The 22,539-nt window shown below is 68.9% G+C and carries 28 protein-coding genes; 25 read left to right on the top strand and 3 right to left on the bottom strand.

Annotated elements, in window-relative coordinates:
• Positions 1 to 979: 979 nt before the first annotated feature.
• Positions 980 to 1,417: a nuclear transport factor 2 family protein gene (locus FRANEAN1_RS12675; RefSeq protein WP_020460176.1), complete on the bottom strand. Its 438-nt coding sequence runs from the start codon at positions 1,415 to 1,417 to the stop codon at positions 980 to 982.
• A 67-nt stretch (positions 1,418 to 1,484) separates the two neighbouring features.
• Here FRANEAN1_RS12675 and FRANEAN1_RS12670 point away from each other — a divergent pair, with 67 nt between their 5' ends.
• From FRANEAN1_RS12670 to FRANEAN1_RS12545, 25 genes are all read left to right on the top strand, one after another.
• Positions 1,485 to 2,039 (top strand): helix-turn-helix domain-containing protein, encoded by a 555-nt coding sequence (locus FRANEAN1_RS12670; RefSeq protein WP_020460175.1) that lies wholly within the window; start codon positions 1,485 to 1,487, stop codon positions 2,037 to 2,039.
• A gap of 989 nt (positions 2,040 to 3,028) precedes the next feature.
• The gene (locus FRANEAN1_RS12665; protein WP_020460174.1) at positions 3,029 to 3,832 is read left to right on the top strand and encodes a hypothetical protein; all 804 of its coding nucleotides are present in this window, start codon (positions 3,029 to 3,031) and stop codon (positions 3,830 to 3,832) included.
• A gap of 660 nt (positions 3,833 to 4,492) precedes the next feature.
• The gene (locus FRANEAN1_RS12660) at positions 4,493 to 4,702 is read left to right on the top strand and encodes a hypothetical protein (protein WP_157472590.1); all 210 of its coding nucleotides are present in this window, start codon (positions 4,493 to 4,495) and stop codon (positions 4,700 to 4,702) included.
• A gap of 55 nt (positions 4,703 to 4,757) precedes the next feature.
• A complete protein-coding gene (locus FRANEAN1_RS12655) occupies positions 4,758 to 5,189 on the top strand; it encodes a hypothetical protein (protein WP_020460173.1) in 432 nt (143 codons plus the stop codon).
• Positions 5,186 to 5,533, top strand: a complete 348-nt coding sequence (locus FRANEAN1_RS12650; RefSeq protein WP_020460172.1) for a hypothetical protein — start codon at positions 5,186 to 5,188, stop codon at positions 5,531 to 5,533. Before FRANEAN1_RS12655 ends, FRANEAN1_RS12650 begins: the two co-directional genes overlap by 4 nt.
• A 58-nt stretch (positions 5,534 to 5,591) precedes the next feature.
• Positions 5,592 to 5,975: a hypothetical protein gene (locus FRANEAN1_RS12645; protein WP_020460171.1), complete on the top strand. Its 384-nt coding sequence runs from the start codon at positions 5,592 to 5,594 to the stop codon at positions 5,973 to 5,975.
• Positions 5,972 to 6,355, top strand: a complete 384-nt coding sequence (locus FRANEAN1_RS12640; RefSeq protein ID WP_020460170.1) for a hypothetical protein — start codon at positions 5,972 to 5,974, stop codon at positions 6,353 to 6,355. Before FRANEAN1_RS12645 ends, FRANEAN1_RS12640 begins: the two co-directional genes overlap by 4 nt.
• A gap of 96 nt (positions 6,356 to 6,451) precedes the next feature.
• The gene (locus tag FRANEAN1_RS12635) at positions 6,452 to 7,459 is read left to right on the top strand and encodes a DUF932 domain-containing protein (RefSeq protein ID WP_020460169.1); all 1,008 of its coding nucleotides are present in this window, start codon (positions 6,452 to 6,454) and stop codon (positions 7,457 to 7,459) included.
• A gap of 102 nt (positions 7,460 to 7,561) precedes the next feature.
• Positions 7,562 to 8,065 carry a hypothetical protein gene (locus tag FRANEAN1_RS12630; protein ID WP_020460168.1) on the top strand — a complete coding sequence of 168 codons (504 nt, stop codon included), beginning with the start codon at positions 7,562 to 7,564 and terminating at the stop codon, positions 8,063 to 8,065.
• Positions 8,066 to 8,204: 139 nt separating this feature from the next.
• Complete coding sequence (locus FRANEAN1_RS12625; protein WP_020460167.1) at positions 8,205 to 8,564, top strand: hypothetical protein; 360 nt, start codon at positions 8,205 to 8,207, stop codon at positions 8,562 to 8,564.
• A 59-nt stretch (positions 8,565 to 8,623) separates the two neighbouring features.
• Positions 8,624 to 8,944 (top strand): hypothetical protein, encoded by a 321-nt coding sequence (locus FRANEAN1_RS12620; protein WP_020460166.1) that lies wholly within the window; start codon positions 8,624 to 8,626, stop codon positions 8,942 to 8,944.
• A 287-nt stretch (positions 8,945 to 9,231) separates the two neighbouring features.
• Positions 9,232 to 9,540, top strand: coding sequence for a hypothetical protein (locus tag FRANEAN1_RS12615; RefSeq protein ID WP_020460164.1), 309 nt, complete (start codon positions 9,232 to 9,234; stop codon positions 9,538 to 9,540).
• A 5-nt stretch (positions 9,541 to 9,545) separates the two neighbouring features.
• The gene (locus FRANEAN1_RS12610; protein WP_020460163.1) at positions 9,546 to 10,091 is read left to right on the top strand and encodes a hypothetical protein; all 546 of its coding nucleotides are present in this window, start codon (positions 9,546 to 9,548) and stop codon (positions 10,089 to 10,091) included.
• Positions 10,081 to 10,335, top strand: a complete 255-nt coding sequence (locus tag FRANEAN1_RS12605; protein WP_020460162.1) for a hypothetical protein — start codon at positions 10,081 to 10,083, stop codon at positions 10,333 to 10,335. The genes FRANEAN1_RS12610 and FRANEAN1_RS12605 overlap by 11 nt, the downstream gene beginning before the upstream one ends.
• Before the next feature lie 256 nt (positions 10,336 to 10,591).
• On the top strand, positions 10,592 to 10,996 hold the full coding sequence (locus FRANEAN1_RS12595) for a hypothetical protein (protein ID WP_020460160.1): 405 nt from the start codon (positions 10,592 to 10,594) through the stop codon (positions 10,994 to 10,996).
• 134 nt (positions 10,997 to 11,130) lie between these two features.
• Positions 11,131 to 12,360, top strand: a complete 1,230-nt coding sequence (locus FRANEAN1_RS12590; RefSeq protein WP_020460159.1) for a DNA polymerase III subunit beta — start codon at positions 11,131 to 11,133, stop codon at positions 12,358 to 12,360.
• 66 nt (positions 12,361 to 12,426) lie between these two features.
• Complete coding sequence (locus FRANEAN1_RS12585) at positions 12,427 to 12,735, top strand: hypothetical protein (RefSeq protein WP_020460158.1); 309 nt, start codon at positions 12,427 to 12,429, stop codon at positions 12,733 to 12,735.
• 66 nt (positions 12,736 to 12,801) lie between these two features.
• Positions 12,802 to 13,056, top strand: coding sequence for a hypothetical protein (locus FRANEAN1_RS12580; protein WP_041254081.1), 255 nt, complete (start codon positions 12,802 to 12,804; stop codon positions 13,054 to 13,056).
• 152 nt (positions 13,057 to 13,208) lie between these two features.
• The gene (locus tag FRANEAN1_RS36975; protein ID WP_049795637.1) at positions 13,209 to 13,736 is read left to right on the top strand and encodes a hypothetical protein; all 528 of its coding nucleotides are present in this window, start codon (positions 13,209 to 13,211) and stop codon (positions 13,734 to 13,736) included.
• Between the two features lie 102 nt (positions 13,737 to 13,838).
• A complete protein-coding gene (locus FRANEAN1_RS12570; protein WP_020460156.1) occupies positions 13,839 to 14,744 on the top strand; it encodes an N-6 DNA methylase in 906 nt (301 codons plus the stop codon).
• Positions 14,745 to 14,961: 217 nt separating this feature from the next.
• Positions 14,962 to 15,693: a hypothetical protein gene (locus tag FRANEAN1_RS12565; RefSeq protein ID WP_020460155.1), complete on the top strand. Its 732-nt coding sequence runs from the start codon at positions 14,962 to 14,964 to the stop codon at positions 15,691 to 15,693.
• 825 nt (positions 15,694 to 16,518) lie between these two features.
• Positions 16,519 to 17,055: a hypothetical protein gene (locus FRANEAN1_RS12560; protein ID WP_020460153.1), complete on the top strand. Its 537-nt coding sequence runs from the start codon at positions 16,519 to 16,521 to the stop codon at positions 17,053 to 17,055.
• A 549-nt stretch (positions 17,056 to 17,604) separates the two neighbouring features.
• Positions 17,605 to 18,084: a hypothetical protein gene (locus tag FRANEAN1_RS12555; protein ID WP_020460152.1), complete on the top strand. Its 480-nt coding sequence runs from the start codon at positions 17,605 to 17,607 to the stop codon at positions 18,082 to 18,084.
• A 415-nt stretch (positions 18,085 to 18,499) separates the two neighbouring features.
• Entirely contained in the window at positions 18,500 to 19,030 is a 531-nt protein-coding gene (locus FRANEAN1_RS12550; RefSeq protein WP_020460151.1) for a transcriptional regulator, read from the top strand.
• Positions 19,031 to 19,221: 191 nt separating this feature from the next.
• Positions 19,222 to 19,950, top strand: a complete 729-nt coding sequence (locus FRANEAN1_RS12545; RefSeq protein WP_347177106.1) for a hypothetical protein — start codon at positions 19,222 to 19,224, stop codon at positions 19,948 to 19,950.
• A 458-nt stretch (positions 19,951 to 20,408) separates the two neighbouring features.
• On the opposite strand, the gene FRANEAN1_RS12540 is transcribed toward FRANEAN1_RS12545, so the two are convergent.
• Together FRANEAN1_RS12540 and FRANEAN1_RS12535 are read right to left on the bottom strand one after the other, a co-directional pair.
• The gene (locus tag FRANEAN1_RS12540) at positions 20,409 to 21,407 is read right to left on the bottom strand and encodes a hypothetical protein (protein ID WP_020460149.1); all 999 of its coding nucleotides are present in this window, start codon (positions 21,405 to 21,407) and stop codon (positions 20,409 to 20,411) included.
• Positions 21,408 to 22,046: 639 nt separating this feature from the next.
• Positions 22,047 to 22,259, bottom strand: coding sequence for a hypothetical protein (locus tag FRANEAN1_RS12535; RefSeq protein WP_041254080.1), 213 nt, complete (start codon positions 22,257 to 22,259; stop codon positions 22,047 to 22,049).
• Positions 22,260 to 22,539 lie beyond the last annotated feature (280 nt).

Raw genomic sequence — 22,539 nt, 5'->3', positions numbered from 1 at the left:
CATCCCCCGCTACCTGCGACAACGCCGCCGCCCTGACGGCAAGACCGCCCCACTCACCCAGCCCGCCTTGGCCGACATGATGCTCATCACGTCACGCGATCCCGCAGGCCCGCCAGCCTCCGGACGGGCTCATCGCCGCGGCTGCCACGAGCTGTCTCCAGCCTCCAGCCGCAGGAGGCCGACCATGCAGGCAAAACTGGACGCCGACACCCCTCCCTGCGATGCTCGCAGCTCGACCCGACCGCGCTTCCCTCCCCCAGGACGCCCTCTTGGACGAAACATGAGCCTCCGCGGCCTCGACGTCCACGAAAAACGCTTCGTCCGGAATCTCTCTCACCCGCTACGAGCCCCGTTTAGGGCAGCAATATAGTCACGCGGACCGTTAGATCCGGGATTCTTATACCCGCTTTAATGGATCGAACGAAGATGGCGACTCTGTGCCGACCAATCGCCACTGTTGGGGAGTGCTAAAGCACCGCCAGCTGTCGCAGTCGGCGAACGCCGACACCGCCGGCAGGAGGGCCACAGAGCTGTGATCAGCGGAGTTTCCGAGATACCAGGACGCTCGCTGTCTCCTCGCCGACTACAACGGCGACTCACCGATGAGATCAGGTTCCTACGACCCCGTGCCAGGATCGCTTGAAATGAGTATCCGGCTCTGGGATCTCACGTCTATCCGAGCAGCGTCCCAGGGGTACTGCCGTGTGTCAGGTGAGCCGTGAACGGCCAGCTGCGGTGGTGCCCAGCGAGCTGCCAGCGAGGCGTTTGCGCTGGTCAGCCGCCATGGTCACGTAGACCTGACCACCGCTGCTCATGCAGTGCTCATACCCAGTGGCCCTGCCCCTCTCGAACCGATCCCTACAACCCGTGTAGGGATCGGATCTACCTGGCCAGTCCGTGCTGGCAGATCGCTGTTGTTGGCCAGTGCTGGCGTGCCGGATGTGGCCACTGTTGGCCAGGAGCATGGGGGATCGACGGCTCACCCAGCGGTCAGGGCGGTAGCGAGGTCGGCGGTGCGGCCGAGCAGCCGGGCGGCGGCGATGGGGTCCATGTAGTCCTGGTAGGAGACGATCTCGCCGCCGCGGACGCGGATCACGCCGAGTGCGCGGAAACGGTATGGCTTCCCGGTGACGGTCGACCGGCCGTGGTGCTCGATCTCGGCGACGACGACCTCCGGGTCGTCGGTCTCGCGGACGAGCGCCTCGACGCCGTCCATCTCGAACACCTTCCTGGGCGCCGGTGCGGCGGCGAAGTAGTCGCGAATCGTCTCCCGGCCGCGTAGCTCGCGGGGCTGGCCGGGCATGGCGAAGGGGTACTCCAGCACCCCGGCCTCGGCGAACAGGTCGGCGAAGACCACGCCCTCGCCCGCCACCATCCGGCGTACCTGCTCGACAACCTCGCGTGGGCTGTTCGTCATGGTTCCCCTCGTAGAATCGGAACGGTGACCCCGGTTAGACGATACGGAACGCACGCCCCGGTTGGCAATGGACGCCGCTGACTCCGGGCCGCCGCTGCGAACGGATGCCCGCCGTAACCGCCAGCGTGTGCTGCACGCTGCGCGGGAGGTGTTCGCCGAGTCCGGCTTCGCAGCACCGCTCGACGAGATCGCCGCCCGCGCGGGGGTCGGAGCGGGCACGGTCTACCGGCATTTCCCCACGAAGGAAGCACTGTTCGAGGCCGTGGTCGCCGCCCGCGTCACGGATCTCGTCGCCGACGCCCACCACCGGGCCGCCGAGCACGATCCCGCCACCGCCTTCTTCGGTTTCCTCGCCGTGCTGGGCGCCGAGGTCGAAACCAAGCGGGACACCTCCGACGCGATCGCCGTGCCCGGTCCGTTGGGCGCGGCCATGCAGGAAGCGCTCGCGCTCCTGCTGTCCCGCGCCCAGCAGGCCGGCGCGGTCCGCCCGGAGGTCACCGCGGCGGACCTGGTCGCGATTCTCAAGGGTCTACTCGCCGCCGCGCACGATGACGCCGACCCCGACCGGCCCGCCCGCCTGCTCGCGATCCTGTCAGCGGGGCTACGACCAGACACCTACTGACTCCTGGATCGTGACCACCGGAGACAGCCTGGCTGCGGCGCGCCAACGCCCTTGAACACCCCTGGTCGCCTCCTTCGAACGCCAGGTGGACGCCCTGCACCGACATCGCCGGCCGGAGATACGTTGCCGGCCGGAGGGACGGCGGCAGAATCGCTCCGGACCGGCATCGCCCGGCGTCTCCCGCAGATTGGCCAACTATCCCGGCTCGTGGCCATCTACTGGCCAACCATCATGGTGAGTGGCCATCCGTCCCCGATCCCTACAACCCGTGTAGGGATCGTGCGGGGATGGCGAGTCCGTGCTGGCAGTTCGCCGTTGTTGGCGAGCGCCGCCGTGCGGGGCCGCCGATGCTGTTGGCGAGCACTGGCACCGCCAGCGGGCTGCACAGCGAGCGACCGCAAGGCCCTGACCAGCGGACTTGCCAAGTAGGCCGGGTTGCTCGCCATCGACTCGCCAACTACGACGGCGGCTCGCCAGGCAGATCCGATCCCTACAACCCGCCGGACCCCCCACCGGGCCACCCACCGGACCCCCCACCGGCACGCCAGTAAAGGCGGGTGGGCGGACGGAACGCCGCTGGCGCAGGTCAGACAAGGTGTGCCACCCACCCAAGCACTCCGCGACTTAATAGCGAGGCAACGAGCTGATAGTCGATGTGGGACCGGCGCGTTGGCGCTGCGAGATCCTGGGTGGGTCCGACCCTGGGTCTCCTGGCGGGTTTTCCCCATGCGCATTCTGGCCTACCTGGTTCTTTTCTGTTCTTGGCTTTTGCTTTGTCTTTTGCTTTGCTTCTTTTCTCTTTCCAGCTCCCGATTACCGCATTCACACTCCCGAGCACCATTCCCGCCATTGCACCATTACTCAAAGAATCATGAATTGGCGGACGATTGGGGGTTGTATTCGGGCGTGCATAGGTGGAGAATTAGATATCGACACCGGGAGCGGGACGACACCCCCCGGGAGTTCCCCCAAAACAGAGGAGAGACCTCGTGACCAACAACGCCTTTTCTTCGGACACGCCGTCCGCTCTTCCGGGCGAGAGAGTCCAGCCGGAAGACATGGCGAGAGTGACGGCGGACGACTGGCGTGCGATTCACATTAAGGCACGCAAGTTCTGCCGTGTCGTTGACGCCACGGACTCGCGTAAGCGGATGGACGGAAACGCGACTTACACAGGCCGTGGGTACGGCACGGCGGACGTGAGCGACGACATCACGCAGGACGCCGTGCTGCTCTTCGCCCAACTGCTTGGGAAGATCATCCGAAAGTTTGAGCCCGTGACCTACTCCGTGGCCACGCGGGAACCGAACTCCTGGCTCTACGTCACGAAGCAAGGCGGAACCTTCATTGCCACCCGTGACAGCATCCAATACATCGCCATGCGGGACGCTGCCCGACGCAACGGATACCAGATCGACAAGAAGCCAAACGAGATCGACGCGACCCCCGGCGCACAGCAGATGAAGGCCGTGGCCCGTATGGAGTACGTAGCGGTCGCGACGCACCTTGCCGCCAACAACGAGGCCGTCTGGCGACTCGCGTTCGGTGACGGCAGGGAGTTCCCCGTTCTCGCGGACGTGCTCAACGAGGGTAACCAGGCCGATGACATCGGACGTGCGGGCATCCTTTCCAAGGTGGCGCAGAAGCGCCACGGGGGTGCCTACGGTTCGCGCCGTGCCGTGATCCGTACCCGTGACGCTGCCCTGGCGGAGTTCCGGGACCTGTCGGAACGGGCCGACGCGGTACGGGAAATGATCACCTACCGTGCCACGCGGGATGGCAGGGAGGACTGACGTTCCATCTGTCCTCGCGGAGAGGGCACCGGGAGAGCCTCCCGGTGCCCTCTCCGCGTTTCTGAGCCGTTTTCCGGCCGGACGGTCGGAGCACTCCCCAGCGCGTAACAAGGTAGAGGGTGAAAACCCCCGAACCAGCCTGGTGAACGTACTCCGGCCGGACGGTCGGAGCACTCCCCAGCGCGTAACAAGGTAGAGGGTGAAAACCCCCGAACCAGCCTGGTGAACGTACTCCGGCCGGACGGTCGGAGCACTCCCCAGCGCGTAACAAGGTAGAGGGTGAAAACCCCCGAACCAGCCTGGTGAACGCGCTCCGGCCGGACGGTCGGAGCACTCCCCAGCGCGTAACAAGGTAGAGGGTGAAAACCCCCGAACCAGCCTGGTGAACGCGCTCCGGCCGGACGGTCGGAGCACTCCCCAGCGCGTAACAAGGTAGAGGGTGAAAACCCCCGAACCAGCCTGGTGAACGCGCTCCGGCCGGACGGTCGGAGCACTCCCCAGCGCGTAACAAGGTAGAGGGTGAAAACCCCCGAACCAGCCTGGTGAACGCGCTCCGGCCGGACGGTCGGAGCACTCCCCAGCGCGTAACAAGGTAGAGGGTGAAAACCCCCGAACCAGCCTGGTGAACGCGCTCCGGTTCGACGCGAAAGGGATGTGGTCGTGTTTGACATTCTCGGCGATCGTGAGCGTGCGCTCGCGATTGTCCAGCGGCGCGGGCGGGACCATTTCCTGATGCTGCTGGATCGTCTGGCGTCGATTTACCACGGCTGCGACTGCAAGATCTACAAGTTCAGCCTGGAGTGGATGGACGAACCGTGCCTACTCAAGGCGCGGGGAGTTCACGGCGACCTGTGGATCTGGTGGCGGTAGCCGCCTACTGAACGGACGTCCAAAGCCTGTCGACTGTCATGTGGAGGGAGGGCCTGTGACCTGTGAAGTTTTGTCTGAGGAGTTCGTGCGCCGCTTTGAGCAGGGAGTGTGGCGCGAACTGATCGAATCGGCGATGGTCGAATGGTCGCCGGACGAGACCACGAATCTGTACGGCAGTGGTTTCGACGGAACAGAGACCGAGTATCTGCGCGGCGATCCCGCAGGCGAGATCCGTGACTTCCTGGACGGCGCCGCCGCCGATCTGTCGTCGCTGGTCGAGCGTCTGGGCGATCGGGCTCCGGAGGCCGAGAAGCTGGGTCGGGACTGGGTCCTGTCGCGGCAGCGGCAGGGTGCGGGCCTGTGGGACTGCGGCTACGGCCCGGAAGGGGACCGGCTGCACGAACAGGCGATCGTCTACGGCGACATCCTCTTGGAGATCTCCGGGGTCGAGGAGGACTGCGACGGTTGGGTGGTGCGGGTCCTGTGACCGGCCGGCATCTGCGTGTCCACCATCGCGACTACTACGACCACGAGGTCCACGACGGAGACATCGATCCGCACGGCGAACGGTCCGAGGATCTCGACTGCGAACCCGACGACTTTGACCGCGCGGACGGGCTCACCGCCGTGGACCTTGCCGTAGCCAGCCTGAACCGCTTGGCGGTCACAGGACCGTCGGGCGGCCCGGACTTTCCCGGGCCGCACTGCTGGTGGGGTGGCACGGTCACGCTGGACTACTACACCGGCGAGATGCGGGAGACCTCCGCGCATCCCCACGGGTTCAGCGATGCCGAGTGCCGCGACATCTGGGCGCGGCTGACCAGCGCATAGCCAGCGCCCGCCGCCCGCCCTTTCCCATTCCTTTGCTGATCTTTTTCGAGGTGGTGCCATGCTCGGCGTGCTCGCGGACCCCACGGTGCGGATCGGGGTCTACATCGACGATGACCACGACTACTACCTGTCCCCAGTCGGCGACCTCGATGTGATCACCGAGGAGCGGGAGCGCTTCGCGGACGGGACGTGGGCGGCCTATGTGCTGACGATCGTGGTCGAGTGCCCACACTGCGACCGCCGGTACAGCACGTACGTGCTCGGCGGCGTGGTGGTGGAGACGACCGGGCGGGCCGGGTCGATCGTCTGGGCCGATGACGTGTTCCTCCAGGAGAACCCCGCCGACTACCTGACGATGCAGATTCGGGACCTGATCGCCGCCGAGCGGGAGGATCCGACCCCGGCCACGGCCTGGCTGCCCCTGCCAGGGGACGCATCGTGAGCCGGGTCGAGTCGCTGCCGCTGGCGAACGGCGCACCCGCCCGCCGGGGGACGGTCGCGTTGCTGGTGTCCCCGCATCGGGAGCCGCTGACCGGCGGCGGCCCGGACGCTGTCCACGTCGAGCTGATCGTCGTCCGGTCGGTGACCCGTGACGGGCGGGTGCGCGCCTACGAACAGATGTGGCCGGGTGGGCGGCCCGTCCGCGTCGCCACCACCGGATGGACCATCACCAGCTTGGTCGACGCGTCGGTGCTCGACCCGGACCGCGCGGTCGCGATCGCCCGCACGCACACCTACCCGGGCCACCGTCAGGTCCGCCCGTGGGCCTCGCTCGCCGAGGCCCACGCGGCGCTGCGCCCCGCCCGCACCCCCACTCCGTAACCCCTGCCGCATGTCTGCCGCCGGACGGTGTCCGGCGGCCCGTCGGCATGCCCCGACATCGCCACCCACCCCCACCGCTCGATCGAAGGAGCCCGAATGTCGAAGGAAACCCTGACCTGGCTGAACGACAACACGCTGATCGGTTTCACCGACAAGCGTGGCCACGCCTGGCACTACCGCGCCGACCAGCAGCAGGGCGAGGCCAACCACTACCCCGGGCCGATCCCGGTCGCCGACGTGGAGCGCCGGCTGTTCGACTGGCGGGCCCTCGAACAGCCGATCTACGTCGAGTCCCCGGTCACCGGCGGCCTGGACGTCGTCCCGGACCGCAAGGCGATCATCCGGTCCGACACCGGCAGCGTGATGGGGATCTTCAGCGACGGCTACCAACCCCACCCCTACCAGGAGTGGCTGGTCGACAACGTCGCCCAGCTCCTCGACGACGATCTCGCGATCGGCTCAGCCGGGCTGCTGCGCGGCGGGGCGGTGGCGTGGGTGTCGGTCGAGGTGCCCGACACGATCACGACCCCGGAAGGGGTCGCGTTCCGCCCGAACCTGCTGGCCACCACATCGTTCGACGGGTCGCTGTCCACGACCTACAAGCGGATCGTGACCAACGTCGTGTGTGACAACACGATGGCGGCCGGTCTGCGGGAGAAGGGCCAGCAGACCAAGGTCAAGCACTCCGCGAAGTCGCATCTGCGTCTCGGGGAGGCCCGGCAGGCACTCGCGATCGTGCACACGATCGCCGACGACTTCGCCGCCGAGGTCGCCGAACTGTGCGCGCTCGACGTCTCGGACCGGCAGTGGGCCGCGTTCCTGGACGCCCACGCCCCGATGCCGGAGGAGAAGGGGCGGGCGCGGACCAGCGCGGAGAAGCACCGCGACACCTTCAACCGGCTGTGGAATCACGATGAGCGGGTCTCGCCGTGGCGGGGCACCGGCTGGGGCGTGGTGCAGGCGGTCAACACCTACACCCACCACGAGCAGACCGTCCGCGGTGCGTCCCGCGCCGAGCGCAACATGCTGCGGGCCGTGACCGGCGGGGCGGACAGCCTCGACGGGTCCACCCTCGCCACGCTGCGCACCCTGCTGCCGGCCTGACCCGATTCACCACGTCTGACATCGCCCCGCCCCGTCGGGCTGCCCGTCGGGGCGGGGCGGTGCGCTGCCCGCACAGCTGACCGGAAAGGACCGGGTATCGCGATGTTCGCCGCACTGGCCGTCGATGGCACGACCGTGAACAGCCTGGACGAAGACAGCACCGTCGAACTGATCTTCGACGCTGACACCGAGTTCCGCTGTTCCGCCTGCGGGGCGGACCTTGCCGAGACCCCGCACGGCTTCGACGACAACGGCGACAACGAATGCCCCGCCTACCAGTCGGACGAGCCCGACGCGGACGGTACCGGACCGCACGCACCCGAGCGGGTGGCGCTGTCGTGGTGCAACAGCGCCGGCATCCGCACCGACGAAACCGACGACGCGATCACCCTGAGCCTGTCCACTGGCGACCCACTCGGCGCGTTCACGATCACTATCCGGCGGGTCCCCGACGACGCCGACAGCCCGCTCGCGGGACGGCTACTACTGCACCTGCCCTACCCGGACCAGCCGATGCCGCACGACCAGCTACACCCGCTGCACCCCGGCACGTTCGTCATCGGCCGACCCGCCCCGGCCGCGCGCGCCCACCTGACCGCCGCCTGAGACCGCCTTACGGCAGAGCGGGCACCCATACGCCTGGCCGCCCACCCGTGGTGACAGGAAGCCCCTGCCCGGACACGCCCCCCGGTCCGTCCCGGGCCAGCGGTTCGCCTACCCCTCCCACGACCAGGAAGGCACCCGTATGCCCACAACACCGACGCTCGCGGTCACCACCGACTTCATCCTGTCGCGCGCGACCGAGCAGGACCTGACCCACATCACCGAGACGGTCAAGCAGCGACAGGCCGCCCTCGCCACGATCAGGACCACGTCCCTGACCACGGGGATGCCCGTACGGATCGCCAACATCGAGGCCCGCTACCTCGACGGCCTGACCGGCACCCTCGGCCAGATCGACGGCGAACACGCCACGATCATCCTCGACGCCGAGTCGACGGACCGGCTGCGGTTCACCCCCAGCTACATGCACTTCGACATCCCGTCCGCCGCGACCAGCTTCGACCTGCGCGGCATGCGGCTGAGCTGCTGCCTGCCTACCTGACCCGGCCGTTGTCCGCCGGGGAAGGCGGACGTTCACCACACCTCATAGGGAGATCAGCCATGGCCTCTGCCCACAAGACGATGCGTGTGGCCCTCGATGACCTCGGCGAGTACGAGGTACCGGCCAACGATGTGCGCTGGAACGGTTTCGCCTGCCCCGGCTTCACCCTCGACCAGGTTCGAGAGATCGCTGCCGCTCTGGACCTGTCCAACCTGGCGGCCGGCTCCGACGACCAAGAAATGATCACTATCGGAGAGGACGGGATCGTCACGATCCACACCACCTGGTCGGACGACAAGGAGACGGTCGAGCCCGACCCGCGCGACGGCCTGTACTACCTCAGCGGCTTCAGGTGGACGTGGGAGATCGTCGCCGAGTAAGCGCCGTCAGTCGCCGGCCGAGGACGCGCCCGCCGCGACACCACACGGGCAGCGTCCCGGCCGCACCGATCCTCGTGCAGGTCAAAAACATCGCCCGCCCCAAAGGCCACTCACCTCGTGGTCGACGTCAACGGCAACACCAACGACCACCGCTTCTGACCGTGGTTCGAGGCGCAGCCCGCACCGACAACGGCAACCCGTGCCGGGCGTCCGGGCGGCGCTGACCGTGAGCGGACCCGATATCCCGCAACCGTTTGCGCACCTCCACGACCGAAGGAGGTCGGCCCGTGCTGCTCGACCTATCCGCGCTCCCGACCGCCGCCGACGACGAACTCAGCACCGCCCTGTCCGCGATCAACACCGAGGTGCGACGGCGGATCACCGCTGACGGCAGGCTCGCGTCGAAGGTCCACCAGCTCTATCCGACGGCGGTCGCCGTGCTGTGCGACGTGGTCCGGGACAACTACCCGACCGCGTCAGCCGAGGGTGTGCTCCTTGCCGACAACAATGGCGCGATCGGCGAGGACCTCACCCACGGCCCTCTGATTCGCCTCGACGTCCCCCGGCCCGTCCGCGACGACCCATCCCGGGCCTGATCCCGATGGGCCGCACAGCAGGCCGCCGGACGTCTCGGACGACGGCCGACCTCGACGTTTTCGGCCGGCGGCCGGTCAACCCGGTCGGGCCGCCGACCGATGACGACCGTCTCGACGCCCGCGCGTTCCTCGCCGCGCTGACCGGTGGTGGCGACAGCAGCCGGCGTGCGGCGCAGTGCGCCGCCGGTATCGGCGACCACACCGCGCCTAGCTACGATCCCGACCGGATCGTGCGCATCCTGACCGCGCTACGCGACCAACTCACCGGGGAAATCGAGACCTGGACCTACGGCCGGATCTCCCGCGTCCACGCCGAGGAGATCTGGCGTCACCACCTCGAACGCGGCGACTGCTCCGGCTGCGTCGACCCCTGCGCGTACTGCGTCACCGGGGCCGACGCGCTCGGCCTCGAACGGACCAACGACGCCGGCCGGCACATCTGGCGGCCCCGCCCCCGCGTGGACGCACAGCCCCGCCCGGCGACCCGACGCCGCCGCACCGGCCGGGCCGCGGAAACCTCACCCGAACGGAGCAACGGCGATGGCTCCTGAGTTTCCCCTACCCCCGACCTTCATCGGCTGCCCGGTCGTAGCTGGTATCTACGTGCCCCGCACGTGCCACTACGCGCCGCTGTGGGCCGTCGTCGCGGCAAGCGCCGCGCCCGGCAAGTTCCACGTCGCTCTTCTCCACGACGACCAGAAAAGTATCCAAAACTGGTACGACATTCCCGGCCTGGGCAAAGCGCTCGACCAGATGCGCGACAAGGCCGACTTCTGGACGGACGCCCGCGACTAGCCGCCCCGCCGCCCGCCGTTCTCCTCCCGGCGAAACGCCAGACAAGCCGGACCGGTGGCTCATGTGGATTTGCCGGGGATTCGGTGCGGCTGCGGTGAACGCCATGCCGGTGTTTCTGCCCGCTCCCTACACGCGGCTGCGGACCTTTACCTACACCGCCGACGGCCAGCTCCGCGAAACGTTCGACCCGACACCCGACATCACCAGCTAAACCAATCTCCCTGATCTACCACTTTCAGAAAAAGGAGAGATCGCAATGAGGATGCGGCGCAGCCGCCACGGCCACCGGCTTCACCTGGCGCGCCCCCTGCGGGTACGACGCCGATGCTCCCCGCCGCCGGACACGCAGTCGCGGCGCGAGCAGGCGCGTGAGGAGTTCCTCGACGCCCGTGACGCGCTGCGGATCGTCCTGGAAGACGGCATCGAGGCCGACACCCGGGCCGTATGCCCAGCGGCGGAGAACCTTCAGGTCGAGGTCTACGCCGACGAACTTGGGGAAGCCCGTGCCCGGCTGATCGCCGTCCTCACCGACGGCAGCACCGACGATGACGCACGCGACGCCCTCGCCGAGTCACTCGCCGACCTGCTCGACGAGTGGGCGACCACCGCCAACGTCGACAGCACCGAGATCGTGTTCCGCCAGCTTCCCGAGCGCCACTGATCCCTGTTCCGCCGCGTGCACCGTCGCGCTGCTCCCGCACATCCGCGCCGACGTGCACCGGCCGGCCCGCCCGCTGCGATGCGGGCCGGCCGGCCGGTAACCGGACCGATTCCGACCCCACGCGGAAGATCATCATGACTGCCACCACACCACCCGCCGCCGTCGCGGGGGCTGCTGCTGTCGTTCCCTACCGAGACCTGCTCGCGGCGCTGGCCACGGTCGGCGCCGTCCTCGACCGCAAGAGCCGGCCGCCGTGGAACGCCACCCTGATCACCGCCGATCCCGACGGGGAGCTGACCCTCACCGGTGCCAGCCCCGACGCGACGGTCTCCGTGCGCCTGCCCGGCGTCGCCCGGTCCGCCGGCCGGTTCCTGGTCGACGGCTGGGCGCTGACGCAGATGTGCAAGGCGCTGGTCCGGGGCGAGCACCGCCGCGACACCGACGAGCTGCCTGTCCAGCTCGACGGGTCCTTCCCACCCGCCCCCACCATCACGATCGGCGACTACACCGTCCCGCTGACCGGCCTACCACCGGAGGAGCACCCCGGCGCCTGCCAGCCCGCGCCGACGATCGCCACCCTCGACCGGGCCGCGTTGCGCGCCGCAGTGGACCGTGTCCTGCCCGCGGTCGGACGAGACGACACCCTGCGGGTCCTCACCGGGATGCACATGTCGTTCACGCCTGGCCTGGCGACCGTGGCCGCGACCGACCGATACCGCCTGGCCGTCGATGTCCTGCCCGCGACCGTCACCAGGCCAGCCGGGCAGGAACTGCTCCTTCCCGCGAAGATCCTCGCCGCCTGCGCCGAAACATGGACCGGGTCGTCAGTGACGATCGGGCACCGTCGCGCCGCCTCCGTGCACGACGTTGATCGAGTCACGTTCACCTGCGGGCAGACCACCGTGAGCCTGGTCGAGACCGGCGGCAGCTACCCGCCGTGGCGCAAACTGCTGGGCTCGCTCGACCCCCAGCACACAGCCGTGTTCGACCGGGCGACGGTGGCGGCCCACGTGGCACGGGTCCTGGCGATCCTCACCGCCCACCCGAGCACCAGCCGCCCCATCATGACCATGACGCTGACGCTCACTCCGGACGGGCTCCGGGTGGCGCCGCTGCTGCCCGAGCACGGCGCGCGGGTCAGCGCCCCGACCCTGCCCGCGACGACCTCGATCACCGGCGGGACCGTCCGCTGGGCGTTCAACGCCGCCTACCTGCGTGATGCCCTCGCCGCGCTCTCGGGCGACACGGTCCTGTTCAGCGGCCAGGCGGACGTCTCCAAGCCCGTGCTGCTCACCTCTCCCGAACACCAGACGGCGAGCGCCCCGCCGTACCGGCATCTGCTCATGCCTATCCGTATCGACTGACCGGCGTTTTCTCACGGTCCTCGGTACGGGCTGCCGCGCACGTTCTGCGGCTGGAAAGGAGAACCGATGCGGAGTTCGTCGGTGAACTACGGAACAATCGACATGTACGAGGCGCTGCCGCCGCATCCCGCCGCGAGCTGGGAACCGGGAAACGTGGGCAGCTTCCCTTTGCGTATCACCGCGCTGCTCGACGAAACCGGCGGAATCATCGTCCACATCGATACCGCCGTGACCTTGAACCTCGCCAAGCAGGAACCACCGCTGACGGTTCTGGTCGACGACGGAGAAGTTTATAACAGCCCCACCAAGACCATTAGCGACTGCGCCGACCCCGACCACGGGCATCCCGTTCCCTGGCGCACCGCCGAACGCTGAACGAACACCCCGCACACCCATACCGGGAATGCAGCCCGGATCACCACGGAAAGGAACGTGATTCCCATGTTCTATCTGAGTCGCCGTCGCCGCCGACAGATGCGCTTCTGGGGGTTCGCCCTCCTGCTGGTATGGCTGCTGGGCGTCGCCGCCGCGCACGACGTCACCATGCTCGTCGCCTACACGGCGGTCACCCTCGTCGCGATCACCGTCGATCTGACCGCAGGACGGCGCCGCCGCCGTCGGCGCCACCGCCCAGCCCGGCGGGCGCGGCCGGGACGCACCCGCGTCCGCGTCCACCGGCCCGAAAGGGCCACCTGACCGGTTCCTCCCGAACGGCAGACCACGTCGCCGCCTCACACACGGACCGCCGGCGCCCGCGACGCGACGCAGCCCGGCCGCCTTGCCGGTCTCCACGCTCCTCACGCCGGCCAAGCCCGGCGCGAGGAACCGCACGAGCAGAAAGCACGCCCATGACTGATCCGACCTCACCCCTGATCCCACTGTCGTTGGCCCACCTGCCGACCGTCGGCGGCCTCGCTGTCCCGTGGATCACTCCCCGTGCCAGCGACGGACGTCATCTGTTCGGCGCCGTCAACGCCGGCCGAAAGGACCGGGCGCTGCTGGGGCGTCTGTGCGGGGTATGTGGCCGTCACCTCGACGAGCGGCTGGTGCTGCTGATGCGCCTGTCCGACCTGCCCCGCCAGTGCACCGCAGAGCCGGCGCTGCACCCGTCCTGCCTGACCTACACCGCCACCGCCTGCCCGATGATCCAGGGACATCTCGACCACTACCGGACCACGCCGCAGACGCTTGATCCGACGATGATCCCCCCGGCGGACGCGGCGGCCCGCCGTGGCGCACCAGCCGAGCCGTGGTTCGCCGTCTGGCTGGACGGCTACACGGTCACCACCGACCACGACACCCTCGCCGCCTCCTACGCCGGCAGCACACCGCGCCGGATTCGACCCCTCAGCTGGACGCCGCTCTCCTCCACGTGACGGCCCGCGAACACGCACGGCGCTCTCTGCCCTCCGACGCCCCCGCCCATGCCCGCCATACCGGCCCTGTCCGCTCCGCCCCCGCGAAGGGAGTGATCACCCATGCCCGCGACTCCCCGCCGACCGGCCAGCTCCGATACTCCCGACGCGACGAGCCTCGCCGAGGCCGTCGCTCATGCCTGGCACCGCGCCAACCGGCCGGACCCGCCCCAGATTCCGCTGTCCACCGTCGCCGCCCTCGCCCTGATCACACCCCCACCGGGCCAGCTGTCCGCCACCGCCAACCTCATCGCCGCACTGGACACCGAACAGTTCTACGGGATGGTGCGGCTCCAGTGGACGATCTTCGCGCGGGCGCGACCTGACCTGCTGCCCGCCGCCTGGCCCCTGCTCCAGCCCTGGCTCGGCACCGACCGGCCGGACGACGCCACGATCGCCGCTGCCCGCCGCGTCGCCCACGCCGCGCTCGACGCCGGGCAGCTGCACCTGACCGGCACCCTGCGCCGCCGCGACGCCGACGTGTTCGGCCCGCTGCTGGTCGCGTTACGCGCCGACGGCGCCCGGGTAGCCGCCGGACAGTTCTACACACCCGGCCCGATCGCCGACATCCTCGCAGCCGGCCTGATGACCGGCGCGCAGCCGGGCCAGCCCGTGATCGACCCAGCGGTCGGCACCGGTGGGCTGTTCCGCGCCGCCGCCCAGGCACTGCGCGCCGGGGGCATCGACCCGGCCGGCATGGTGTGGATCGGCGGAGACATCGACGCTGCCGCGGTTGCGTGCGCCGCCGTGAACGCGGTGCTGTGGGAGCTCGGCCCGACCGTCGTGCTCGGGGTCGGTGACACTCTCACCGACTCCTGGCAGACGGCCGCGATCGCCCAGCGCCGCGAGATCCTCCAGATCGCCGAGCGGCTGCGCGCCACCGCCTTCGCAGCCGACGTGCTCGGCACCGTCGCCCGGCTCGTCGACGCGGCCAGCACCGAACGCGCCGGTCCCGCCCCCCAGACCTGACAACCCGCCCAGTTCCCACCGGCTAGGACGAGCCAGGCCGGTTCAGACCACACGCCTCGGCCCGCCGTGTCGGCCTCGCGCGGCGGGCCGACGTGCGTCGCCGTCGGCACCGTTCGGTCCCCGGGCAACCCACCGCTCCGGTCGGGGCGAGCGCCCGCACCCGGCGCCATTCCCATCAGCCTGCCCGCTGTACTGCGCCCGAAAGGAGCGCCCCGCCATGCCGTCGACCCCCCATCTGCTCGGCTTCGCCGAGCTACTTGGCCGGCTCCGCCACGTCCTGACCGTCAACGGCGAGGACACCGTCACCCACCGCTTCGCCGATCTGACCTACCACCCGTACTTCGACCGGGACGGCTGGCCGCACCGGCTGCACGCCCACATCCTGTTCGGACTGGACGGCCACCTCGACCCGGCCAGCCTGCTCAACCTCGAACCCGCCGCCGACGTCCTCGGGGCACTCGGCTACCCGCTGACTGCCAAGGCCGCCGTCCTCGCCAGCGAGGCTGAGCAGCTCAGCTTGCAGAGCTGGACCTGGGGCCACGCCGTCCACACAGCGATCCTGCGCACCATCGAGGACGACGAACCGGAAGACACCCGCATCGGCGACGCCGCCGTGACGGCCGTGCTCTCCCACATCGCCGCCCGCCACGCCCCCGGGATGACCAACCCGACCCGGACCACCCCGCTGTTCCACCGCGGCTACCCGACCGGGCTGGTCGGCCACCTGGCCGCCGAGCTGCGCCTCGACGCCGTCCACGCCTCCGTGCTCGGGGACAGCAGTGCCCTGGCCCTGTTCGGCCACCTCGGCTGGACGCTGTCCCCCCGCGCCAGCGCAGTCCTTACCACGGCCGAACAGGTCGAAGCGGCCGGAGCTACCTGGACCGACGTCGTCATCCAGGCCAGGGCCGCCCCTCGGGACCACCTGCGCCGCGACCCCTGGGACCGCTGAACCGCGCCCGGTGTCCGCGACCACCTCGGCCACCGGGCCGCCGACCGCCGCGTTGTGTCGACCCCACCGCCGCCGAAGGACGCGGCCGGCGGCGGCGCCGTCACGACCATCGCCTTTCTCGCCGCCAGGAAGAGCCGTGTCTCGTCCTGCCGGCCTGCACCCACCTCCACCTCGACCACCTTCGCGAGAAAGAGAGCCAGCATGCGTGAATACATCGCACGTGCGGGCACGGATGACGCCTGGCTGTGCCGATGCGGGAACAGCCCGGGGGCCGACGGATTCGTCCCGATCCACCAGGGCCGGGAAATCGACCCTGGCTCGGCCCGGTGGCAGGGCCACTATTGCTGCCTGACCTGCGGCCTGCTGATCCGCTGGCCCACCCGGGAGATCATCGGGAGCGTCAAGTTCGCGGACCTCACCCTGTGCACTTCCGCGCCCTGCACGAACCGGCGACGGCGACCACCTTTCCCGCAGCGCAGCAGGCGCTTGCGTCAGCGACGACGAGCGCAACGGCCCGGCCAGCGGTAACCCCCGTCGACCTGCCCCTCCACGGTGACGACGCGACCTGACGACGCGCCGAGATCGACCGGTGAGGAACTCGCCGTCTACCTCGGCCGGGATGGACTCATGTCCCCCACGGCCCCAGACACGATCGGAAGGCGGTGCCGGGCTGGGCCACGCGGGGTGGGGCTGTGAGGGCCCTCCCGGTGTGGTGCCCACCGTCCTGGCGCGATCAGACTGGTGGGGAAAGCGGTCCGGCACGTCCCGCGCGGGCGTCCGGACCGGGCTGCCGCTGCGACCCCGCGCCCGTAGAGGACACCGCTGATGAACCTCGAATCCCACGTCCTTGTCGACATGACCGTCAAGCAGGTCCAGGACGCCCTGGCGAAAGGAGACCAACCCGCGATCGCGGTCCTGGAAGGAGAGCCCTCGCGCACGCTGACCAACTCGGCCTACCTGCGTGACCCCGCCCGCGCGGAAGCATTCGAGCGGCAGGTTGCCGAGGAAGCGAACCGCATCGACCTCGAACGCCTCATCCTGGCCGTCCCACAGATCAGCAGGCCCGTCGTGATCGACGGCGACGATGAAGTCCGGCTGCGTTCCCCCTACACCGGCGGGCCGGTGCTGGAGGACGACGGCGAAATGCACGTGATCCTGTGGGTGCTCTGGGACGAGGAGGAGGGCCACGAGTCTGGGATGGTCCCCTACCGGCGCAAGCGCGACAGCACGCCCGTCTTCGACGCGTTCGACGGCTCGGACTACATCTTCTCGATCCCCCTGAACTTCGGGGGCGGCCCCGGCCTCGTCCTACTGCGGGAACTGCTCGACGAGAACCTGCAACGACGACGCACCCGCCCCTGACCCGCCCCGCCGGGCACGTAGCCGATGTCAGGCCGGACTGACGCGGTCCAACCAGCGCAACGGCGCCGTCCCTGGCCAGGTCGATCACGGTCGCGGTGTCCCGCAGCGCACGGGCGACCGCCACCGGGCCGGGACGCCGGCTCGCGAGGTGCGCGAAGTCGCCGTCGCCCGTCACCAGCAGCGGCTGATTGTCGCTGCGGTAGGCGCCCGCCCGCGTGAGGTCCGCGCGCAGCCAGCCCTCGGCAGCCACCAGCTGGCACTCCGCCGACCAGCACACCGCCGCCAACCGCCCGGCCACGCCCGCGGCCGTCACCGCACACCCGTAGCCGCTGACGATCCGCATCGTCACCGTCATCCACCGGGCCGCGAGATTGTCCGCGTCCGCCAGGACCTGCATCACAACCCCAGGGCCATAGCCAGCGGGCGGTGGCACGGGGGCATGCACGGCCGCATACCGTGGACCAGCCCACGAGCCGGCTGCACCCCCCACAAGCACCGTTCCACCGTCAAGGAATCTGGAACGGTATTCCTGGATCGCTGGAGGCCGCGATGAACGACGCCACCTGGACCCTGGTGACCGACGTCGTGGGCCGCGTGCAGCAGTCCATCCGCATGACCGATTACCCGGCGATCGTCATCCTCGACGGGGACCGCCGCCAGATCCTGGCCGACTACGACTACGTCCATGGCGAGACCGCCCGAACCGACTTCGAGACCCGCGCTGCCGACCACGCCCGCGCCCTGCGTGCCCGCCGGTTCACCTTCGCCGTCCCGCAGATCATCGAGATGATCCCCGGCAGCCTGCAAGCCCACGCGTTCTCCGTCCGGCCCCTGCGCGACGGCGAGCAGGAAAGCGTGGTCTGGACCGCCTACGACGCCGACGACGGCGTCGACTACGGCTGGGCCCCCTACACCCGCCGGCCGGCCGGCCAGCCGATCTTCGACGAGCCCAGCACGTTCCACCTACCGGCGCTGCCGACCAGCGGCTTCCCCGGCCTCCGCCTGCTGCGCCTGCTCACCGACGAGTAGGCCAGCGCCGCCTGGCACTGTCCGAGTTCGGACCAGCCCAGCCTCACCGCACCCCTCTGCGGGCGCTGCGCGCGCACGTCCGCCCTGCATCCGCTCGACCGGGAACCGCCGGGCTGTCGCCTCACCGCCGCGTCGACAGGTCCCGACCAGGTCACCGCGACCGGCCGCTGGCGGCCCGCCGGCACGCCACAGCCGTACTTGTCCGGCGCGCGAGCCGCCCCCGCAGTCCCGACCGGACCGCACGGCTGGACCGCCGGACTGATCACTGGCCTCGTGCGGCGCTCGGCCGCACGCACCTCACCCGGACCCACCCGCGCTCCGGCCGCAGGCCGAAGCCCGCAATCCGGGGTTGACACGGGAATTCGGAGCCCGACCTTTGCCACGCCCCGTTCCCACCCATCCGCAGGGAGGAAGCATGTCCACGACCAGCGACAACCGTTCCTATGCCCACGAGGTAGGCGCCCGACTGCGCGCCATCCGCACCCAACAGGGCCGCTCCCTCCAACAGGTCGAGATCAGCTCAGACGGCCGGTGGAAGGTCGCGGCGCTCGGCTCCTACGAACGCGGCGACCGAATGATCAGCATCGAGAGGCTCGCCGCACTCGCCGACTTCTACGGCGTGCCCGTCCACGAGCTGCTGGCCGGCGGACGACCCAACCCCCTCCCACCGCAGGCCGCCCGCGTCGTGCTCAACCTGCCCGCTCTGGCCCGCGTGCCCGCCGACGACGCCGGGCCCCTGCGCCGCTGGGTCGCCGAGATCCAGCGGGAACGCGACGACTACGCCGGCCGGGTCCTCTCGATCCGCGAAGGGGACCTGCGCACCCTCGCCACCCTCTACGCCCTCGACCGCAACCAGCTGCTCGACATGCTCCAGCAGTGGAAGGTGCTCGATCCCCTGAGCACCCTCGCGAACACCTCCGACACCGCAGGAACGCAGGGGCCGTGATCCAGCCGGCAGCGCTCCCGTCACCGCGTCCTCCCGCCATCCACGGCGGGAGGACGCATAGACGCGGACAACTTCCGCGACCGCCGGCCCGTCCTCGGTCATCATCGAACGGTGAGGGCAGGCGGTGTTTCCTCGAAGCCGCGCGGCTGCCGTTCGTCCCGTTGTCGACGGGCGCTGCGGCACGAGAGGAAGTGATCTGGGACATGCAGTACGCGCTGACCATCGACGTGCGGGTCCTGCGGACGGCCCGGCGTTACCAGCGTCGCCGGCGATTGATCCCGATCGTCGCCCAGCTGCTCCTCATGCTTCCCGCGGTCGCGTGCGCGATCGTGTGGCCGCCGTTCGCCCCTCCTGGCGACGTCCGCGGCCTCGCGACGGGTGGGCTGGCCGTACTCGGCGGCATCGCGGGTCTCGGCTTCCACAGCAGCCGGATCGCCTGGGCTCTCGACCAGGCACCTCTCGCGCCGGCCAGCGCGCGCGTCGCATCCCACGCCCTCGCTCTGCACCGGACGCTGCACGACCCCGACCTGGCGGGGATCGAGCGCCACACCGAGGCCGTCGGGCTCCTCTACCTGCTGGCCCACGCGGCACGCCGCCTCGCACGCGATCTCGGGGACACCATCCCCGGGCTGGCCGCCGCAGATCTCGCCACGACCGCGGCCAGGGACGCGGACACGACCCGAGCCGAACTCCTCGACGGCGTCCGCCGCCTGCTGGACACGATCGCCTCCGTCCAGCGGGTGATCCGCGACCCCGTGGCCGATCACCAGAGTCCTAGCCCACCGCCGCCTGAGCCCGGCCCGCGTGAAAGCGTCGATCGCACCGCCGACGGACTGGACCACGCCGGCCGCAGCGCGCTCGATCTCGTCACCCTCGCCCTGACCACACTGGCTCCCAACCGCCCGCCGTACCGGCGTTGACGACTACCCCCGCTCGAATCCGGCCATCAAACCGCCGGCTCGGGACCGCCCGCGCCGCCTATTTCGGTCGACAGAGGCGCTTCGGTCCCACGTATTCGTCGGGCGTCGCGTCGAATGCGCTTGCCGCGCGCCTGTAGGTTCTCGCCGATCCCGTCGGCTGGTGGGCAGCTGACCTGGACCTTAGCGTGCCTTCTCGATGGCGTGTCGTCTGGTTCTTCTCGCTGATCTGTCGTTTTCTTGATGACCTTGAACCGGGACGGTACACGTAGGCTTCTGCACGAACCGTAGAAATGATCAAGGGCGGCGGCCCGCGAGCTGCCTGTGTGCCGTGCGCCGCGTCACAGTCGCATCTATCAACCTGAAGAAGATCGCATGCTGGGTCCGCGCCTCGACGACCTGAAATTCGTCGACTATTATCGTCCAGCGATGCCCTTGATCCTCTAAGATCAGAGGCACTGTCATTCCGCCGCCGACTCCAACCCTTCATCCCAGATGAGAATCTCACCCCTATTTGGCTCGCCGTTCTCACGGTTCGCGACCTGCCCTCGGTGCGCTCTGACCAACGCGTCAACGCGGGAAGCCGCCAGAGTTGATTCGATGACAAAGCGGCGGCACGTACGGTAGTTCTCGGCCGTGACGGACTCCCGCATACCGTCCTGAAATCCAATTCTATTTAGCCAGACGCGCGGAGTCGTGAGCCGGAACGCCATGTAGCGCGGGAAATCGATTCCGAGTGCAATGATGCGCATGGCACCTTGAACTTCGGAAGCGACATCGTTCAACTGTGCAAGGTATCGATGCAGATCGGAGCCATGAGGACCTTTCGATAGTTCCAACGTCGGGCCAAACGATAGCGGCGACCATCGCGACGAGTGAAAGGTCATCGAAAAGGACGACCACGTTTCGGCCATCGAATAGTGCTCGACCATCTTGTCAAAGGCGAGCGATAATCCACCTAACGCTCTCAGAAGATCCCCACGATCCGCGAAGTCTTGGGCCGCCTTGAGCAGGCCGACGGTCTCGGCATGCGGCACGACTGCTGCGAGGTCAATGTCGTCGAAGCTGACGCCGAACACCACCGGAGCCGCCGCCTCGAAAAAGGACTCGACATCCCTGCGGCACTGCTCGATGGTGTGTGTTGCGGGCGGGTTTCCGTGGTGCTTGAACGCAACCCGTGCACTATTCAACTTGTCCATTTTCCCGGAGAACGGAAGGTGGTCCGGCGCGGACTTATCGTTTATTAGCTTCCAGTATGCCAAAAATGTCGTGTCCTTCCGCACATCGACCGCGTGGTGACTTGCGGCTAAGCCGAGGAACAGTTCGACGGCGTCGTGGAGCGTGAGGATCGCAGCCCATGAGTGGGGCTCCGCCCCGGCCGCCTGGTCGATGCCGAGTTCGTACATGTAGCGGATGAAGGCGAGCCGCTCCATGACGTGCTTGTCGGCCGGCTTCGACACTCGAACTCCTTGGCCTAGACGTTGATCGGACAGAGGAATTTTCTACGGGCATCTGGGCGACGGGCAAGCACGTATCTTCCGTCATGCGGCACGCCGGCCACACCTGTCCCTGGCACCCAGGCTCGCCTCTCCTCTCTGGTTGGTCTGCGTAGTGCTGGCGGCTTGTACGGGCAGAGCTTCCGCACCAACGCGCGGCCTCGTCGTGGCTGTTCAACAGCGCATCGTTGAGTGGGATGACGCGGCGTGCGGCGTGCGGCGCCGAGGACGAGGCGGTGGTTGCTGCCCGAGCTGGACCCGAACCGGTTGAGCGCGCCTTGGGGGCCCCGCTCGGTAGTCATCCGGGATGACAGTTACGCCGACCCGGTCGACGCGCGCCCTGGCTGCGTCCAGCCACGCCCGCCCCGAGCGTGGACGCCTGCGATCTCGTCGTCGGCGGCGCGTTACAGGCGATCTCCAAAATGTGGTGCGAAGAAAGTCGCTCGCGCAGGAGTGGTGCCGAAGGGCCGCTTCCCACGGCACGGTGGACAGCAGAACGACCTTGGTAACCAACCTCGCCGGGGCGACCCCCGGCGCGCGACGGGGATTGCCCGGAAAAGGCGGCAGGACCGTCACGCCCGACACACGCGTCTGTTCTCGCTGTCAGTTTTCACGCGTCGCAGGCAGACGCTCGCGTCGGCGCGGCATCCCGGGCGGCCGTCGCAACAGATGCAGCGCGGCGCACCACTCCTTCAAGGTCGGGTACTGACCGGTCGAGCGCCCCTGCACGACACCTGCGAGCAGCACAAACCCGATCACAAGTAGCTGTCTCGCCAGCAGGATCAGCCAGACCCACCAGGGGACCAGGTCGGCCACGGCAGTCGACTCCAAGCTCACGCGGTCTCCTATAGGGAGGTCTTCCTAGGGAGATCTGTGCTTATGATCGTCCCAGCCCTCCGATCGCAGCCGGGCTAAGTGCACTGTGCCAGCGACAGCATCTAGATCAACTCTAACTTGACAGAACTTTACAGTTGCTGACAAATTCGTACAAAAGTTGGGACGAGCCATTGGGGAAGATCCACCTCGCGGAGGCGGCGGCGGGCCCCGCGCGTGCCCTATTCGACGAGCTCCGACGTCTACATCGCCTGGCCGGCGA

The organism is Parafrankia sp. EAN1pec (genome assembly GCF_000018005.1).
Taxonomy (GTDB): domain Bacteria; phylum Actinomycetota; class Actinomycetes; order Frankiales; family Frankiaceae; genus Parafrankia; species Parafrankia soli.
The sequence above is the reverse complement of the archived record's forward strand: the minus strand, read 5'-3'. Positions and strand labels throughout refer to the sequence as shown.

Coding starts and splice junctions, on each gene's coding strand:
- FRANEAN1_RS12675 (WP_020460176.1), bottom strand. CDS start 1,417: ATGACGAACAGCCCACGCGAGGTTGTCGAGCAGGTACGCCGGATGGTG.
- FRANEAN1_RS12555 (WP_020460152.1), top strand. CDS start 17,605: ATGAACGACGCCACCTGGACCCTGGTGACCGACGTCGTGGGCCGCGTG.
- FRANEAN1_RS12565 (WP_020460155.1), top strand. CDS start 14,962: ATGCCGTCGACCCCCCATCTGCTCGGCTTCGCCGAGCTACTTGGCCGG.
- FRANEAN1_RS12595 (WP_020460160.1), top strand. CDS start 10,592: ATGAGGATGCGGCGCAGCCGCCACGGCCACCGGCTTCACCTGGCGCGC.
- FRANEAN1_RS12670 (WP_020460175.1), top strand. CDS start 1,485: ATGGACGCCGCTGACTCCGGGCCGCCGCTGCGAACGGATGCCCGCCGT.
- FRANEAN1_RS12570 (WP_020460156.1), top strand. CDS start 13,839: ATGCCCGCGACTCCCCGCCGACCGGCCAGCTCCGATACTCCCGACGCG.
- FRANEAN1_RS12590 (WP_020460159.1), top strand. CDS start 11,131: ATGACTGCCACCACACCACCCGCCGCCGTCGCGGGGGCTGCTGCTGTC.
- FRANEAN1_RS12645 (WP_020460171.1), top strand. CDS start 5,592: ATGCTCGGCGTGCTCGCGGACCCCACGGTGCGGATCGGGGTCTACATC.
- FRANEAN1_RS12625 (WP_020460167.1), top strand. CDS start 8,205: ATGCCCACAACACCGACGCTCGCGGTCACCACCGACTTCATCCTGTCG.
- FRANEAN1_RS12630 (WP_020460168.1), top strand. CDS start 7,562: ATGTTCGCCGCACTGGCCGTCGATGGCACGACCGTGAACAGCCTGGAC.
- FRANEAN1_RS12560 (WP_020460153.1), top strand. CDS start 16,519: ATGAACCTCGAATCCCACGTCCTTGTCGACATGACCGTCAAGCAGGTC.
- FRANEAN1_RS12610 (WP_020460163.1), top strand. CDS start 9,546: ATGGGCCGCACAGCAGGCCGCCGGACGTCTCGGACGACGGCCGACCTC.
- FRANEAN1_RS12585 (WP_020460158.1), top strand. CDS start 12,427: ATGCGGAGTTCGTCGGTGAACTACGGAACAATCGACATGTACGAGGCG.
- FRANEAN1_RS12635 (WP_020460169.1), top strand. CDS start 6,452: ATGTCGAAGGAAACCCTGACCTGGCTGAACGACAACACGCTGATCGGT.
- FRANEAN1_RS12580 (WP_041254081.1), top strand. CDS start 12,802: ATGTTCTATCTGAGTCGCCGTCGCCGCCGACAGATGCGCTTCTGGGGG.
- FRANEAN1_RS12605 (WP_020460162.1), top strand. CDS start 10,081: ATGGCTCCTGAGTTTCCCCTACCCCCGACCTTCATCGGCTGCCCGGTC.
- FRANEAN1_RS36975 (WP_049795637.1), top strand. CDS start 13,209: ATGACTGATCCGACCTCACCCCTGATCCCACTGTCGTTGGCCCACCTG.
- FRANEAN1_RS12620 (WP_020460166.1), top strand. CDS start 8,624: ATGGCCTCTGCCCACAAGACGATGCGTGTGGCCCTCGATGACCTCGGC.
- FRANEAN1_RS12550 (WP_020460151.1), top strand. CDS start 18,500: ATGTCCACGACCAGCGACAACCGTTCCTATGCCCACGAGGTAGGCGCC.